At 72.8% G+C, this 15,304-nt stretch carries 15 protein-coding genes; 11 read left to right on the top strand and 4 right to left on the bottom strand.

All coding sequences use genetic code 11. The annotated features are described in order from the left end of the window. Positions 1-2: 2 nt before the first annotated feature. A complete protein-coding gene (locus tag ACFYNO_RS25935) occupies positions 3-242 on the bottom strand; it encodes a hypothetical protein (RefSeq protein WP_388017091.1) in 240 nt (79 codons plus the stop codon). A gap of 199 nt (positions 243-441) precedes the next feature. On the opposite strand from ACFYNO_RS25935, the gene ACFYNO_RS25930 reads away from it, so the two are divergent. The 8 genes from ACFYNO_RS25930 to ACFYNO_RS25895 all read left to right on the top strand — a co-directional run bounded on the left by ACFYNO_RS25930 (position 442) and on the right by ACFYNO_RS25895 (position 8,787). Next, on the top strand, positions 442-1,950 hold the full coding sequence (locus ACFYNO_RS25930; protein WP_388017088.1) for a threonine/serine exporter ThrE family protein: 1,509 nt from the start codon (positions 442-444) through the stop codon (positions 1,948-1,950). Between the two features lie 85 nt (positions 1,951-2,035). Beyond that, on the top strand, positions 2,036-2,956 hold the full coding sequence (sigJ, locus tag ACFYNO_RS25925) for an RNA polymerase sigma factor SigJ (RefSeq protein WP_388017085.1): 921 nt from the start codon (positions 2,036-2,038) through the stop codon (positions 2,954-2,956). A 297-nt stretch (positions 2,957-3,253) separates the two neighbouring features. Further along, positions 3,254-4,234: an NAD-dependent epimerase/dehydratase family protein gene (locus tag ACFYNO_RS25920; protein ID WP_388017082.1), complete on the top strand. Its 981-nt coding sequence runs from the start codon at positions 3,254-3,256 to the stop codon at positions 4,232-4,234. A gap of 388 nt (positions 4,235-4,622) precedes the next feature. Beyond that, on the top strand, positions 4,623-5,966 hold the full coding sequence (locus ACFYNO_RS25915) for a class I adenylate-forming enzyme family protein (protein ID WP_388017079.1): 1,344 nt from the start codon (positions 4,623-4,625) through the stop codon (positions 5,964-5,966). Next, the gene (locus tag ACFYNO_RS25910; RefSeq protein ID WP_388017076.1) at positions 5,963-6,691 is read left to right on the top strand and encodes an SDR family NAD(P)-dependent oxidoreductase; all 729 of its coding nucleotides are present in this window, start codon (positions 5,963-5,965) and stop codon (positions 6,689-6,691) included. Before ACFYNO_RS25915 ends, ACFYNO_RS25910 begins: the two co-directional genes overlap by 4 nt. Then, positions 6,685-6,987 (top strand): acyl carrier protein, encoded by a 303-nt coding sequence (locus ACFYNO_RS25905; RefSeq protein WP_388017073.1) that lies wholly within the window; start codon positions 6,685-6,687, stop codon positions 6,985-6,987. Before ACFYNO_RS25910 ends, ACFYNO_RS25905 begins: the two co-directional genes overlap by 7 nt. After that, entirely contained in the window at positions 6,984-8,003 is a 1,020-nt protein-coding gene (locus tag ACFYNO_RS25900; RefSeq protein WP_388017070.1) for an AvrD family protein, read from the top strand. The genes ACFYNO_RS25905 and ACFYNO_RS25900 overlap by 4 nt, the downstream gene beginning before the upstream one ends. A gap of 70 nt (positions 8,004-8,073) precedes the next feature. Continuing rightward, on the top strand, positions 8,074-8,787 hold the full coding sequence (locus tag ACFYNO_RS25895; RefSeq protein ID WP_388017067.1) for an AAA family ATPase: 714 nt from the start codon (positions 8,074-8,076) through the stop codon (positions 8,785-8,787). A 68-nt stretch (positions 8,788-8,855) separates the two neighbouring features. Here the strand turns inward: ACFYNO_RS25895 and ACFYNO_RS25890 are convergent, their stop codons facing one another. From ACFYNO_RS25890 to ACFYNO_RS25880, 3 genes are all read right to left on the bottom strand, one after another. Then, positions 8,856-9,851, bottom strand: a complete 996-nt coding sequence (locus ACFYNO_RS25890; RefSeq protein WP_388017064.1) for a zinc-dependent alcohol dehydrogenase family protein — start codon at positions 9,849-9,851, stop codon at positions 8,856-8,858. A gap of 101 nt (positions 9,852-9,952) precedes the next feature. Next, a complete protein-coding gene (locus ACFYNO_RS25885) occupies positions 9,953-10,936 on the bottom strand; it encodes an aldo/keto reductase (RefSeq protein WP_388017061.1) in 984 nt (327 codons plus the stop codon). A gap of 63 nt (positions 10,937-10,999) precedes the next feature. After that, a complete protein-coding gene (locus ACFYNO_RS25880; protein WP_388017058.1) occupies positions 11,000-12,679 on the bottom strand; it encodes a vanadium-dependent haloperoxidase in 1,680 nt (559 codons plus the stop codon). A 377-nt stretch (positions 12,680-13,056) separates the two neighbouring features. Here ACFYNO_RS25880 and ACFYNO_RS25875 point away from each other — a divergent pair, with 377 nt between their 5' ends. The 3 genes from ACFYNO_RS25875 to ACFYNO_RS25865 all read left to right on the top strand — a co-directional run bounded on the left by ACFYNO_RS25875 (position 13,057) and on the right by ACFYNO_RS25865 (position 15,211). Next, complete coding sequence (locus ACFYNO_RS25875; protein WP_388017055.1) at positions 13,057-13,659, top strand: TetR family transcriptional regulator; 603 nt, start codon at positions 13,057-13,059, stop codon at positions 13,657-13,659. Between the two features lie 331 nt (positions 13,660-13,990). After that, a complete protein-coding gene (locus tag ACFYNO_RS25870; RefSeq protein WP_388017306.1) occupies positions 13,991-14,677 on the top strand; it encodes a response regulator transcription factor in 687 nt (228 codons plus the stop codon). A gap of 141 nt (positions 14,678-14,818) precedes the next feature. After that, positions 14,819-15,211 carry a nuclear transport factor 2 family protein gene (locus ACFYNO_RS25865; protein ID WP_388017052.1) on the top strand — a complete coding sequence of 131 codons (393 nt, stop codon included), beginning with the start codon at positions 14,819-14,821 and terminating at the stop codon, positions 15,209-15,211. Positions 15,212-15,304: the final 93 nt, after the last annotated feature.

Here is a 15,304-nt window from a genome sequence, read left to right as displayed (position 1 = left end):
CGTCACGGACTGTTGTCGGGCGGGCAGTCGTGGCGGGCCGAGCAGGCGGCGACCGTGTGGCCGAGCTCGTAGACGGTGAAGGCCAGCACCCCCGCCACCACCACCAGCAGCAGCACGGCGGTCCGGCGCAGCCGCCGCCGGGAGGCCTCCGTGGCCGGCCCGCCGGCCAGCAGTTCGAGCACCAGCGGCAGTGCGCAGACGACCACGAGCACGGCGATGGTGATCCAGACGGCAGCCCCCATGCCGGAAGGATGCCCACCTCCGGGGCGGCTCACCCCCGCCGTCCGATCGATGCGCCCGGCACCGCCGGGCGCGCACGGGGTGCTGCACTCCGCCGGGTGTGGCCGATTCGGGGACGGAGCGTTCACCGGTGGTGCACAACGGGTAGTCGCGTGGGTACACGGAGCGGCTGTGGGGGTGAGCGGCAGGGAGTGAGTGGTGATGCCGAAGCACGATCGGCGGTGGGGCAGGACCGGCTTCCGGCGGCGCACGGCCCGCCCGGGCGGGCAGCGGGGCGTGCCGCGCCAGCGCGGCGGCGGGTCCACCGGGCCGGGGGAGGTGCGGCCCGGTCCGCCCGCCCCGGAGGCCGCCTGGCCGGACCGGATGCTGCCGCTGCTGCGCACCCCGATGAGCGAGCGGCCCCGCGGAGCCGGCCGGCCGACCGCGGCGGAGGCCGCCCCCGTGCTGGAACTGGCGCTGATGGTCGGCGAGTTGCTGCTGGCCGGCGGTGAGGCCGCGGAGGACGTGGAGGCCGCGATGCTGGCCGTCGCCCGGGCCTACCAAGTGCACCCCTGCGATCCGCACGTCACCTTCACCCGGGTGGCGATCTCCTACCGGGCCGGCCCGACCGCGCCGCCGCTGACCGCCGCGTGCTCGGTGCGCCGCCCGGCCGGCGACTACGCCCGGCTGGCCGCGCTCTTCCGGCTGGTCACCGAGATCGCGGCGGGCGGGATCGAGGTCGCCGACGCGCACCGGCGGGTCTCCGCCGTCTACCGGCGGGCCCGCTGCTACCCGGGCTGGCTGCTCCTCCTGGCCTGCGGGCTGATGGCCGGGGCCGCCACCCTGCTGGTCGGCGGCCGGGCCGACGAACGGGCCTGGCTGGTCTTCGCGAGCGCCGTGGTCGCCGCGCTGGCGGGGGACCGCCTCGCCAGGCTGGTGGTCCGTCACGACCTGCCCGAGTTCTACCGGTACGTGCTGGCCGCCACCCCCGCCGCGCTCTGCGGAATCCTGCTCTCCTTCAACGGGCTGCAGCTGCGCGGCTCGGTGGTGATCACCGGCGGGCTGTACGCGCTGCTGCCCGGCTGGTCGCTGGTGGCCGCGGCGCAGGACGGCCTGGCCGGCTTCTACCTCACCGCCACCGCCCGGCTGCTGGAGACGCTGTACCTGACGACCGGCGTGGTGGTCGGCGTGGTCACCGTGCTCTACATCGGCGTGCGCAACGGCGCCGACCTGGCCGCCCGGGACGTGCCCGCCTGCGTGCCGAACCCGCCGCTGCAGCTGGCCGCGGCGGTGCTGCTCACGCTGGCCTTCGCGATCTGCCTGAACACCGAACCGGTCACGCTGCCCGCCGTGCTGCTGAACAGCACCGCCGGCTGGGCCAGTTACGGGGTGCTGGCCAAGGCCGGGGTCGGGCCGATCGTCGCCACCGGCTTCGCGGCCTGCCTGGTGGGCCTGTCCGGGCAGCTGATGGCCCGTCGGCTGGGCACCTCCGCGCTGCCGTACGTCACGGCCGCGCTGGGCCCGCTGCTGCCCGGCTCGGTGCTCTACTTCGCCCTCTGGGCCTTCGTCCGCCGGCTGCCCGAGACCGGCGTGCGCGGCCTGGGACGGGCCTCGGCGATCGCGATGGCGCTGGCCATCGGCGTCAGCCTGGGCCGCGAGACGGCCCGGCTCTTCCTCCCCGCCCCGGGCGCCGGCGCCCCCGCCCGGCCGCGCGGCGCGCACCGCAGGTGACGCGGATCACACCGCCCGTCCGTAACGCGGACGGCCGCTGCGGCATCACCTCAGTGAAGCCAACCAGGCTTGAACGGGGGACCAGATGACTACCGAACAGATCACCGAACAGATCACCGAACAGATCACCGAGCAGGTCACGGAGACGGCCACCAAGGCGTTCACCACGCACCGGAACCTGCTCTTCACCATCGTCTACGAACTGCTGGGCTCGGCCGGCGACGCCGAGGAGGTGCTGCAGGAGACCTGGCTGCGCTGGGTGGACTCCGGCCTCACCGCCATCCGCGACCAGCGCGCCTACCTGGTCCGCCTCGCCACCCGGCAGGCGCTGGCCAAGCTGCGCAGCCTGGCGCCGAGCAAGGAGGCCTACGTCGGGCCCTGGCTGCCCGAACCGCTGCTCACCGGGCCGGGCCTGGCGGAGGACGTGGAGCTCGCCGACAGCGTCTCGATGGCCATGCTGCTGGTGCTGCAGTCGCTCAACCCGACCGAGCGGGTGGTCTTCGTGCTGCGCGAGGTCTTCGGCATGGAGTACACGGACATCGGCGCCGCCGTCGACCGCACGCCCTCCACGGTCCGTCAGATCGCCTACCGGGCCCGCAACCGGGTCGCCGAGCGCCGCCCGCGCGGCGTCGCCTCGGTGGCCGAGAGCCGCCGCACCGTCGACGCCTTCCGCGCCGCCGTCGCCGCCGGCGACCGCACCGCGCTGCTGGGCCTGCTCTCGCCGGAGGCCGTGCTGCTCACCGACGGCGGCGGCGTGGTCCGGGCCGCGCTCGCCCCGGTGGTCGGCGCCACCCCGGTCGCCGAACTGCTCTGCAACCTGGCCGCCCGGCCCGCCCCCGAGCCCGCCCAGGTCAACGGGCGCCCGGCGCTGGTGCTGAGGGTGGACGGCAGGCCCGACACCGTGATCACCCTGCGGATCGAGAACGGCCTGATCACCGGCCTCTACGTGGTCCGCAACCCGGAGAAACTGAGCCGCCTGGAGCGCGAGATCGCCCTGGTGCGCTGAGCCGGGGGCGGCACATGGCGTAAGGTCCGTGCGCGGGGCGGTCGAAGCCAGTTGCGTTGGCTTCGACCGCCCCGCGCCGCTGCGCCCGGCGCGGAGCCGGCGCGACGCGGGTCTCGCCTCCGGTGATCGTTCTCTGCTAGGTTCGCCGACGCACGAACGCCACCGCGCGACCACCGAGAGGGTGAGGGTTATGGCTGCCCGGACCGAGTTCCGTCACGTCCCGAACCGGGCCGCCGACTGAGCCGGCTTCCGCCGCCAGCGGGCCCGGACCGCTTCACGACTCCGGAGTACAACGAGATGCAGAGCAAGACCCTCCTGGTGCTGGGCGGTACGCGCTTCCTGGGCCGTACCGTCGTCGAGGCCGCGCTGGCCGACGGGCACCGGGTGACGCTGTTCAACCGCGGGCGCACGGCACCCGGACTCTTCCCCGGGGCCGAGACCGTGCTCGGCGACCGCGAGTCCGCCGCCGACCTCGCGGCGCTCGCCGCGGGGCGGCAGTGGGACGCCGTGATCGACGTGGCCGGCTACCACCCCGAGGTGGTGGGCCGCTCGGTGGCCGCGCTGGCCGGGCGGGTGGGGCGGTACGTCTTCGTCTCCACCCTGTCGGTCTTCGCCGACCAGGCCACCGTGCAGGACGAGGACGGCGAACTGCTGCAGCTCGCCGACGACTTGCCCGAGCACCAGCAGTACGGCGCCCGCAAGGCGGCGTGCGAGCGGATCGTCCGGGAGGCCTTCGGCGAGCGGGCGAGCATCGCCCGGCCCGGCATGATCGTCGGCCCGCACGACCCGACCGACCGCTTCGCCTACTGGCCGCGCCGGTTCATGCGCGGCGGCCGGGTGCTGCTGCCCGGCGACCCGGCCGACGCCGCGCAGTTCATCGACGTCCGCGACCTGGCGCGCTGGCTGCTGGACTGCGTCACCCGGCAGCGCGGCGGCGTCCACAACGTCACCGGGCGCACCCTGCCGATCGGCGAACTCTTCGCCGCCTGCCATGAGTTGAACCCGGCCGCCGAGCCGGTCTGGGTGCCCGCCGAGCGCCTGCTGGCGGCCGGTGCCGATCCGTGGATGGGCGTGCCGATGTGGATCGCCGACCCCGACTGCGCGGCCATCAACCGGGTGGACGTCTCCCGGGCTCTGGCCGCCGGGCTGAGCCTGCGCCCGCTGGCCGAGACGCTGGCGGACACCCTCGCCTGGGACACCGCGCGCGGCGGGCCGGCGCCCGGTGCGGAGGGCCTGGACCCGGCGGCCGAAGGGAAGTTGCTGGCGCTGCTGGACTGAGGGCCGTCCGACGGTTCGCGTCGGACAGCGGGCGGCGCCAGGGGAGCGCGGACCCGGGCGTCCGCCCGCTCGCCCCGAACGTCCCTGAACTCCCGCGCTGCTCGCCCCCCCCCGAGCCCGCCGTCGTCGTCGCGGCCGCCGCCAACCCCGCCCTGACCTCGGATCAGATGCACCGCATCCGCTCCGCCGCACGCCTCTGACGGCGCCTCATCAGGCATACCCGACCGGCTACCCCCATGGGCGTAGCAGCAGTCGCACCCCGGTTCGGCAGCGTCCCTGATCGCGGACGCGCGTAGCGTCGTTGGCGGTCGGCGAACCGCACGGCGGGTCGCACCGAACGTGCCCCATGCGGGGGGACCGACTGCCGCGCCAACGACGGGAGAGCTTCGTGAGCCACCCATTCCTGGACCGGTTCGAGCGATTCGCGGACTCCGACGCGGTCGTCTACGGCAACAAGGCGAGCAGCTACCGGGACCTCCTCCACGCGGTGGGGGAGTGGCGGGAGTTCCTCGACGGGCAGGGCGTCCGGGCCGGTGACGTGGTCACCCTGGAGGGCGTCTCCTCCTTCGAGATGTGCGCCGGACTGCTGGCGCTGATCGAGCGCGGCGTGCTGGCCGTGCCGCTCACCCCGCTGCCGGCGGCCAAGCGCACCGAGTTCCTGGAGGTCTGCGAGGCGGAGACCACCATCGCCGTGGACGGCAGCGGCGGCCGCACGCTCACCCGCACCGGCCGCACCGCCGGGCACGAGCTCTACCAGCGGCTGCGCGAGGCCGGCCGGGCCGGGCTGGTGCTGTTCAGCTCCGGCACCTCGGGGCGGAGCAAGGCCTCGGTGCTGGACTTCGAGAAGGCGCTGGCCCGCTACGGGGAGCCGCGCCGCCCGCAGCGGCTGCTCTCCTTCCTCAACCTGGACCACATCGGCGGGATCAACACCCTGCTGCACACCTTCAGCCAGGGCGGCACCATCGTCACCGTCGCCGACCGCTCCCCGGAGAGCGTCTTCGCGGCCGTCGCCCGGCACCGGGTGGAGGTGCTGCCGACCACCCCGACCTTCCTCAACATGGTGCTGATCTCCGGGGTGCTGGAGCGCTTCCCGACCGACACGCTGAGGCTGATCACCTACGGCACCGAGCCGATGCCGCTGGGCACCCTGCAGCGGCTCAAGCAGGAGCTGCCCGAGGTGCGGTTCAAGCAGACCTACGGCCTCTCCGAACTCGGCATCCTTCCCACCCGCTCGAAGAGCGACGACACCCTCTGGGTGAAGCTCGGCGGCGCCGGCTTCGACTACAAGATCGTGGACAGCGTGCTCTGGGTCCGCTCCGAGATGGCGATGCTCGGCTACCTCAACGCCCCGGCGCCGTTCGACGAGGAGGGCTACTTCAACACCCAGGACGTGGTGGAGACCGACGGCGAGTACCTGCGGATCCTCGGGCGCCGCTCGGAGATCATCAACGTGGGCGGCGAGAAGGTCTACCCGACCGAGGTCGAGAACGTGCTGCTCCAGGTCGACAACGTGGCCGAGGCGACGGTCTCCGGACTGGCCAGCCCGGTCACCGGCATGGTGGTCAAGGCGACCCTGCGGCTGGCCGCCGAGGAGGACGCCGACCAGGTCCGGCTGCGGGTGCGCCGGCACTGCCGGGAGAAGCTGGAGCCCTACAAGGTGCCGGTGGTGGTCGAGATCGCCGAGGCCGACCTGCACTCCGACCGGTTCAAGAAGATCCGGAGCGCCCGGTGACCGCCCCCGTCGCCGTGGTGAGCGGCGGTAGCCGGGGACTGGGCGCGGTCCTGGTCGAGCGGCTGTTGGACGAGGGCTACCGGGTCGCCACCTTCAGCCGCACCCGCACCGCCGCGCTGGACGCGCTCGCCGAGCGGGCCGGCCACGACCTCTGGTGGCAGTCCGCCGACCTGCACGAACCCGACACCCTGCGGGCCTTCGTGACCGCCGCCGCCGAGCGGTTCGGCCGGATCGACCTGCTGGTCAACAACGCCGGCGTGCTCCACCAGGAACTGCTGCTGACCACCTCGCCCAAGCGGATCGACCTGCTGCTCAGCGCCAACCTGCTGGCACCGATCACCCTGGCCCAGGCCTGCGCCCGGGTGATGATCGGCACCAAGGGCGGGGCGATCGTCAACATCTCCTCGATCAACGCCGTGCGCGGCTACCGCGGGGTGGCCGTCTACTCCGCCGCCAAGGCCGGGCTGGACGGCTTCAGCCGCAGCCTGGCACGGGAGTTGGGCCCGTTCGGCATCCGGGTCAACTCGCTGGTGCCCGGCTTCTTCGACTCGGAGATGACCGAGGAGGTCACCGACCGCAACCGCGAGCGGATCACCCGCCGCACCCCGCTCGGCCGGCTGGCGAGCGTGACCGAGATCGCCGACGCCGCCCTCTACCTCTGCTCCCCGAACGCGTCCTTCATCACCGGCCAGACCATCGTCGTAGACGGAGGAATCACATGCTGAACCAGTCCGAAGTCCGTTCCGTGGTACTCGCACGCATCCGCATCCTGCTGCTGGAGGAGACCGACGAGGTCGTCACCGTCGACGGCACCGAGCAGCTGCACGAACTGGCCTTCAACTCCCTGCTGCTGGCCCGGCTGATCATCTCGCTGGAGGCCGAGGTCGGGGTGGACCCGTTCGCCCGCGAGGTGGCCTCGGTCGCCGACATCCGCACCGCCAACGACCTGGTCACCGCCTACGAGACCGCCGTGGTGCGGTTCGGCGAGCCGGTCACCGCCGGCGAGGCGGGCGCCGCGTGACCGGGACCGCGACCGAGCTGCGCTTCGACTCCATCGACGACTACCTGGGCCCCGGCGAGGGCCGGTTCTTCGGCGGCGGTTACCGGCGCGCCGAGTACGCCTTCGACGGCGTCACCGTCGACCCGCAGGCCGGCAGCCTGGCCTCGCTCAGCATCGGCTACCCCGCCGACTGGTCGCGCAAGTCGGCCGGCGTGGACCTGCGGCCGCACCTGAGCACCGTCGACATGCTGGTGCTGGGGCTGCAGTTGAGCGAGGCCCACTTGGTGCAGGCCCGCGGCCTGGCCGGCCGGGCGCGCCGCGCGGCCTGGCTGCGCAAGGTCACGCTGCGGGCCGGCAACGTGCCGCAGGAGGACCTGACCGGGCTGCCCGCCACCGCGAAGCCGCTGGAGGTCCGGGAGGCGGACGGCCGGCAGGTCTCGGTCTACGACGCCGCCGTCGGCGCCATGACCGCCCGCTACGAGATCGACCACGCCCCGCTCGGCGCCGCCGCGGCCGGGCCCGCCCGGTTCGCCACCCTGGACGAGGTGCTCGGCCCGGCCGGCACCCGCTACTACGGCGACGGCTTCAAGCGGCAGCGCCACGAGATCCGCGACGTCCGGGTGGACCTGGCGCAGCTGCGCTCCGGCGCCACCGTCCGGATCGCCACCACCGACGGCGGCGCGCCCCCGGCGGACGGCATCGACGGCGCCCACCAGCCCCTCCTCTCGGTGATCGACTGCTTCGTGGTCAACCTCCAGCTGGCGCAGATCATGATGTACGAGATGGACGCGGTGCGCCGCCAGGACAGCAACACGCTCTGGATGGTGCGCACCGTGCTGGACGCCGCCGAGCCGGAACGCCCATGGACCGGACGGGACTTGGCCACCACGGCGGAGATCGCCGAGAAGACCCTGGTGCCGCTGCGCGGCAAGGTCTGGCGGCAGGTGCGGATCCGCGCCGCCTGCGGCGGGGTCACCCTGGCCACCACCTTCGCCCACGAGCTGCCGCCCGAGGCCGCCGCCCGCGCCACCGCCTGACGCCCCGCGTCCCGCGCCCCGAAGACCCCGACCACGCCCGGCCGCGACGGCCGCTGACGGAAGAAGCCCGATGAAGCTCGCAGTCTCCGGTACCTACTCCTCCGGCAAGACCCGCACCGTGATGGCGCTCTCGCACTACACCGGGATGCCGCGCACCCTGGCCAAGGCGATCCGCGAGATCATGCCGCACGCCCTGCCCGGCAAGACCCTCGCCGAGGTCACCCCCGCCGAGTTCCTGCAGCTGATGATGCGCCGCCACATCGGCCGCGCCGTCCACGAGGCGCTGCTCGGCGACGACTTCCTCTCCGACGGCTCCTCGCTGCAGGAGTGGCTGTACGGCCTGGCCCGGGTCAAGCACGGTATGAACCCCAACGCCACCGCCCACCTGGAGCCGCAGGCCGCCGTGCCGACCAGCGCCGAGATGGCCTTCTTCGCCGAGGTGGTCGAGCAGTTCGGCCAGGCCTTCAAGCAGCACGTCAAGGAGACCTACACCGCCTTCGTGCACCTGCGCCACGAGCTGCCGATCACCGACGACGGCCACCGCCCGATGAACGAGGCCTTCCGCACCACCATCGACGAGATGCTGCTGGTCACCCTGGACGAGCTGGCGGTCCCGGTGCACGTGGTCGGCGGCAGCTTCCCCGAGCGGCTGGACAGGATCGTGGAGATCTTCGAACTGCCCACCGTGATGGGCCGGGAGGAGGCCATCGAGCTGGCCAACCAGGACTACGCGCAGCTCGACCTGCGACTGGAGACCGAGCGGGCCAAGGCCGTCGCCGCCTGAGCAGCCGCACCTCGCACCTCGCACCGGGAACGGGGCCGTCCACCGTGGACGGCCCCGTTCGGCATCTCTCAGTGCTGCACGGTGAGCACGATCTTGCCGATCTGCCGGTTGGACTCCAGGTAGCGGTGCGCCGCCACCACCTCGTCCAGCGGGAAGGTCCGGTCCACGGTCGGCCGCAACTGCCCGCTGCGCAGCCCGGAGTTGATGAACTCCACGGCCCGCGCCAGCAGTTCTGGGCGGGAGGTGATCTCGAAGACCAGGTAGCCGCGCAGCGCCAGCCCCTTGCCGACGGCCAGCCGCGGGAACGGGGTCGGCTCGCCGCTCAGGCTGCCGTAGACCACCACCGTGCCGCCTGGCGCGGTCGCCCGCGCCAGCGTCTCCACCCAGGGCCCGGCCACCGGGTCCAGCACCATCCGGGCGCCGGCCCCGCCGGTGATCCGCAGCACCTCCTCGACCAGGTCCTGGCGCTCCGTCACCACCACCTCGGCCGCCCCGGCGGCCAGCAGCGCGGCCCGCTTCTCCTCGGTCCGGGTGACCGCCACCGGCACGGCGCCGAGCATCCGGGCCAGCTGGATCGCCGCCAGCCCGACGCTGCTGGAGGCCGCCGGGATCACCACCGCCTCCTCCTTGCCGAGGCCCACCACCTCCACCAGCGCGCCGTAGGCGGTCAGGTAGGGCATCCAGAGGGCCGCGCCCAGCACCGGGTCCAGCTCGGGCGCGCGCGGCAGCAGCGCGGCGGTGGGCACCACGGCTCGCTCGGCGTAGACGGCGTAGTCGTTCATCGAGAAGGTCGGCAGCACGCTCACCGGATCGCCCGGCGCGAAGGAGGCCGCCCCGGGCCCGACCGCCTCCACCGTGCCGGCCGCTTCGTAGCCCAACCCGCAGGGCAGCGCCCGCGGCTGCTCCACGTAGCGCCCGGCCCGGAAGCTGGCCTCGGCCCGGTTGAGCCCGATCGCCTCGATCCGCACCAGCGCCTCGCCGGGCCCAGGGAGGCCGGGCTCGGCCTCCTCCAGCCGCAGCACCTCGGGCCCGCCGAGCTCGTGGAACCGGACGACGCGTGTCATGGTGCTCCTCCAACTGTCCAGGCTGACAAGGGATTCGGACGTGCGAGCGGGGCGCCCCACCGGACCGGCCAGTGGGGCGCCCCGCGGCAGAGCAGGCGGGCTCAGCCGTTCAGCAGCGCCATCATCGGCGCGGGGTAGCGGTCGCCGGCCGCGACACCGGGCGGGAAGGCCTCGTCCAGGGTCTTCAGCTCGGCCTCGGTCAGCTCCACCTCGAGCGCGGCGATGTTCTCCGCGACCCGCTCGGGCTTGGTGGTGCCGGGGATCGGCACGGACATCTCGGCGGACTTCAGCACCCAGGCGAGCGCCACCTGGGCGGCGGTGGCGCCGAGCCGCTCGGCGATCGCCCGGACCGGCTCGACCAGCCGGCTGTTGTTCGCGAAGTTGTCGCCCTGGAACCGCGGGGCGATCCGGCGGAAGTCGCCCTCGGCCAGCTGGTCCGGGGTCTCGATCGCGCCGGTGAGGAAGCCGCGGCCCAGCGGCGCGTACGGCATCAGGCCGATGCCCAGCTCGCGCAGGGTCGGCAGGACGTCCGCCTCGATGTCCCGGGTCCAGAGCGAGTACTCGGTCTGCACCGCGGAGATCGGGTGCACCGCGTGCGCCCGGCGGATGCTCTCGGCCGAGGCCTCGCACAGGCCCAGGTAGCCCACCTTGCCGGCGGTGACCAGCTCGGCCATCGCGCCGACGGTCTCCTCGATCGGCACCTGCGGGTCGACCCGGTGCTGCAGGTACAGGTCGATGAAGTCGACGCCGAGGCGCTGCAGCGAGGCGTCCACCGCGCTGCGCAGGTGCTCCGGGCGGCCGTCCGGGATCCGCGGCGGGGTGTAGGGCGAGTAGGTGCCGAACTTGGTGGCGATGACCACGCCCTCGCGGCGGCCGGCCAGCGCCTTGCCCAGCAGCGACTCGTTGGTCAGCGGGCCGTAGTGGTCGGAGGTGTCCAGCAGGGTCACCCCGAGGTCCAGCGCGCGGTGCACCGTCGCGATGGACTGCTCCTCGGCGACGGTGCCGTAGCCGAAGGACATGCCCATGCAGCCGAGGCCGACCGCCGAGACCTGGAGTCCCTGGCTGCCCAGAGCCCGGTTGTGCATCTTGTATCTCCCTGCGTGCGTAACCGTGGTGCGGGTGCCGCCCGGGGGGCGGCACCCGCCTGATCAAATGGTGACCGTCGTCCCGTCGAACCGGGTGACGGTGAAGGTGCCGTTCTCGATGTAGGTGCGCTTCTGCTCGCGCATCATGTCCAGCGCGATCTCCTCGCCCAGCACGAACGCCTCGGTGTTGTCGGAGCGGTAGTGCACCCCGGCCATGGCGCGGCCGGCGGCGACGTTGGCGGCCAGCTTGTTGAGCTCGCCGCCGACGGTCAACTGGTCCTTGTCGGCGCCGGTGTAGGGCACCAGGGTGGTGCCGTCCGCGCTCGGCTGCACCGGGTTGGCGAGCACGAAGGACTCGTTGAACCAGGCCTTGAGCACCGTGACGCAGGCACCCGCCACGGTGGAGTGGCCGCTCTGGTACGACGGGCTCATCGGCGAGGCCTCGGGGAAGCTCTGGGGCAGCAGCCGGGTCCCGTACTTGGCCTGGATCCGGTCGCCGACCTCGGAGTCGAGGATCTCCTCGGGCAGGAACCCGGTGTAGCGGCCGCGGTCGCGGTTGAGGTGCACCTCGATCCGGCCGGCGTACTCCTCCGGGCGCAGCCGCCGGTGGACGAAGAACTGCTGGTACTCGGTGTGCTTGATGGCCCGGTTGGCCACCTCCGCCAGCAGGGTGACCAGGTGCGGCGTGCCGAAGGTCGGGAAGCCCATCTGGTTGGCCGACTTGAGGTACGGGTTGCCCTGGTCCTGCAGCTGCGCCGGGTAGGCCGGGTCGGTCAGCAGGATGACGGCGGCCGTCAGGTAGCACTGGTACAGCACGTCGAAGTGCGTGTGGTGGGCCATGTCGCGGCCGGTCTGGATGTACCGCAGGTTGGTGAAGTCCCGGCTGGTCAGGCGGTTGGCGCCGTTCTGCACGGCCAGCCACTCGTCGAAGCCGGTGGCGAAGTCCAGGCCGGGCTGCACGGTGTCGCGCAGCTGGCGGATCGGCTGGGTGCCGTAGTGGTGGTCGCGCACCAGGAACTGGGAGACGAACGGGCCGGCCAGCGCGCCTGGCAGGTCGCTGCGGAAGAGCGTGCCGGGGGTGACCCGGCCGTTCTGCCGCGGGCCCCGGAACCCGGCGTAGCGGGAGAGGTCGTCGGCCGCCTGGGCGGCCAGCGGGGAGTCGGCCAGGGCCGCGAACGGGACGTCGCGCAGCAGCGCCATCCAGTACAACTCGGCCATCTCGGAGGCGCCTTCGGCACTGCCCACGCGCGGGGCCGGCGGCACCACCAGGGCGTGCGAGTCCGGGCCGAGCAGATCGAAGGCCAGGCCGCCCTGCGGGCCGAGCTGCTTGCGGCCGCCGCTGGCCAGGCCCATCGGGATCTTGTCGAAGTCGGCGCCGCGGCCGCTCTCGAAGGCCCGGATCATGGTGCGGTAGCCGGCCGGGTCCACCTCGCCGGCCGCGTTGTGCGGCAGGCCCTTGCCGTAGACGGCCAGGTAGGGGAAGTCGCGCTGGTCGTCGTTGACCGGGTGGTCGGGCATCCGGTCGGGGTAGGCCGTCCTGGCGGCCCGGTCGCGGATGTCGCGGCCGGTGTCCGACCGCCCCCGGCCGACCACGCCGGACTGGGTCTCGGCCTGGCCCTGCGCCGGTGCTGCCTGCTGCCCGTCGGCCGAACCGTCGGCCGAGGCGGCGGCCGGGGCGAGCCCGCCGGCGGCCAGCAGCCCGGTACCGATGACGGCCGTTCTCAGCACATCTCTGCGGTGCACGGAATTCCTCCAGGGAAGTTTCTACAGGCAGTAGAAATGAATTCTTCGGCGACGCCGGGGTGCCCGGCCCGGAATTGGCCGGGCATCCCGGATAACGGCTCGGCGGACGGTGCCGGGCCGACGGAGGTGCAAGCGGTGCGGGAAAAAGAATTGGGCGGCCGGCCGCGCCGGATTCCGGGCGGCCACGGGCGCGAATGGGCGATCGGCGTGCGGCGTGCGGTTGGTGCGGACCAGTCGTGCGGGTCCTGCGGAGCGTGTGAAGGAGCGGCCATCGGCCGGACGGCGGGGGCGCCGGGCAGATTCCAACTCCAACGTTGGAGTTGAGCATACGCATGTGCTGATGGGGCGTCAACGCGGTGCTGGGCTATGGTTCCGGGATGGCATGGGACACGGAGGAGACCAAGCGCAGGCTCAAGGCGGCCGCCGTCGGGGAGTTCGCCGAGCGCGGCCTGGCCGGCACGACGGTGGACCGGGTCGCCCGGATGGCGGGCGTGAACAAGGAGCGGCTCTACCACTACTTCGGCGACAAGGAGAACCTGTTCGCGGCGGTGCTCGCCGACGAACTGGCCCGGGTGGCCGAGGCGGTGCCGGTGGAGTCGGTCGCCGAAGGGGACGTCGGGGAGTTCGCCGGCCTGGTCTTCGACTACCACGCGGCCCACCCCCAGCTGGCCAGACTGCTGCACTGGGAGGGTCTGACCGGCATCGATCCGCTGCCGGACGAGGAGGCCCGGGCGGGCCACTACCGGGCCAAGGTGGAGGCCTTCGCCGCCGCCCAGCGGGCCGGGCTGATCGCCCGCGACCTCGACCCGGGCCACCTGGTCTTCATGATCATCGCGCTCTCGGCCTGGTGGTTCGCCGTGCCCCAGGTGGCCCGGATGCTGGCCGGCGAAGGGAGCGGCGGCAGCGCCGAGGAGCAGGTGGCCGAGCGCCGCCGCGCCGTGGTGACGGCCGCCCGGCGGCTGGCGCGGCCGGCGGACTGAGACCTGCCGGGGCGGTGTGCGGCGCGGCCGGCGGGGCGACGGCATTCGCCGGATTCCGGACGCCGGAGATGTACGTGTCCATAAATATCGGAGGCAGACTTGCCGATCGGTGCAACCATGTCCGTGTAATGCAGGTCACACCCGCTCGAGTTTGCTCAAGCTTCCCTCAAGGAAATGTTAGGGTCAGTGCACTGGGGGCAGGGGCGAAGCTTTCTCTGGGCTTCGTGACATTAAGTGATCGAGTCAGGCACAACCAGCAGAGTTCCAATTTTCAACCACGGGGGCGCACATTTCGACGGCGCCGACGCGAGGGGAACGGGTCGTGAGTCTGATGAAGTCGCCGGGGGGCAGGGAGATTCACGGCATTCCGGTGGTCGTGGCGCTGCGCAACGAACTGCTGCGCTATGGCATCGAGTACATGCTGCAGACCCTTGAAGCCACCCGCGTGAAGGCGGTGCCGGGGCTGCGCTGGGCCCAAGCAACACTGGAACACGGCGAGTTGGAACGTCCGATCCTGATCACCATGGTGGAGGAGGTCGATGACGAGGCGTCAGCCGACATCCTGCGAAGACTGGAGCGGGGAGGGGCGAGAATCCTCTTCCTGCTCAGCGGCGGTGACCTGGAAGCGCTCTCCCGGTTGGCCGGACGCTACGGGATCGCCGGCGCGGGCTTCCTCGCGGTCGGCAGCCTGGACATCGCCACGCTGCGCGAGACGGTGCTGCGGATGGAGAGCGGCGATGTGCCGATGCCGCCCGACCTGGCCCGGCGGCTGCTCGCCCTGGCCGCCCGCGGCGGCGGCGCCCAGCGCCTCGCGCCGCGGATCACCCCGCGCGAGCGCGAGGCGCTGGTGCTGATGATCGAGGGCATGAGCAACAAGCAGATCGCCCGCCGGCTGCACATCTCCGAGCACGGCGCCAAGCGCCTGGTCGCCAACATCCTGGCCAAGCTGGACTGCACCAACCGCACCCTGGCGGTGGCCAAGGCACTGCAGCACGGTCTGCACCAGCAGTCGGCCTGATCGCCCGTCGGCCCGCTACTTCGGCTATCGGTGGCGGGCCGACGGCGGATCGCCGGTGCCCCGGAAGGACCCTGGACAGCCGTCGCCCGAGCGCTCCATACTCGCCGGTAACCATTCCGCCGGTCGAGTACGGAGCCCGCCATGCACCCCTTCCGCGCAGCCGTCGAAGCGCGCGACGAGCAGGCCGTCGAGGCGCTGCTCGCCGAGGAGGTCGTCTTCCACAGCCCGGTCGCCTTCAAGCCCTACCCGGGCAAGGCGATCACCGCCGCGATCCTGCGCGGCGTGCTGCGGGTATTCGAGGACTTCCGCTACGTCCGCGAGATCGCCGACCCGGGCGGGCGCGACCACGTGTTCGTCTTCACCGCCACCGTCGGCGGCCGCCAGGTGCACGGCCTCGATCTGCTGCACTTCGACGAGGACGGCCTGATCGACGAGTTCACCGTGATGGTGCGTCCGCTCTCCGCCGCCCAGGCGCTCTCGGAGGCCATGGGCGCCCAGTTCGAACGGATCGCCGCGGAGGCCGCGGGGGCCTGAACCTCTACGGTGCGTGACCGACCATTCGGCCCGTATCACCGGGCGTGACCGCCCGACTACTGCCTACCGTGGCCACGGCCCGGACTCCACCGG

It is taken from the genome of Kitasatospora sp. NPDC006697, from assembly GCF_042869935.1.
GTDB lineage: Bacteria > Actinomycetota > Actinomycetes > Streptomycetales > Streptomycetaceae > Kitasatospora.
This window is presented reverse-complemented; position numbering and strand designations above follow the sequence as displayed.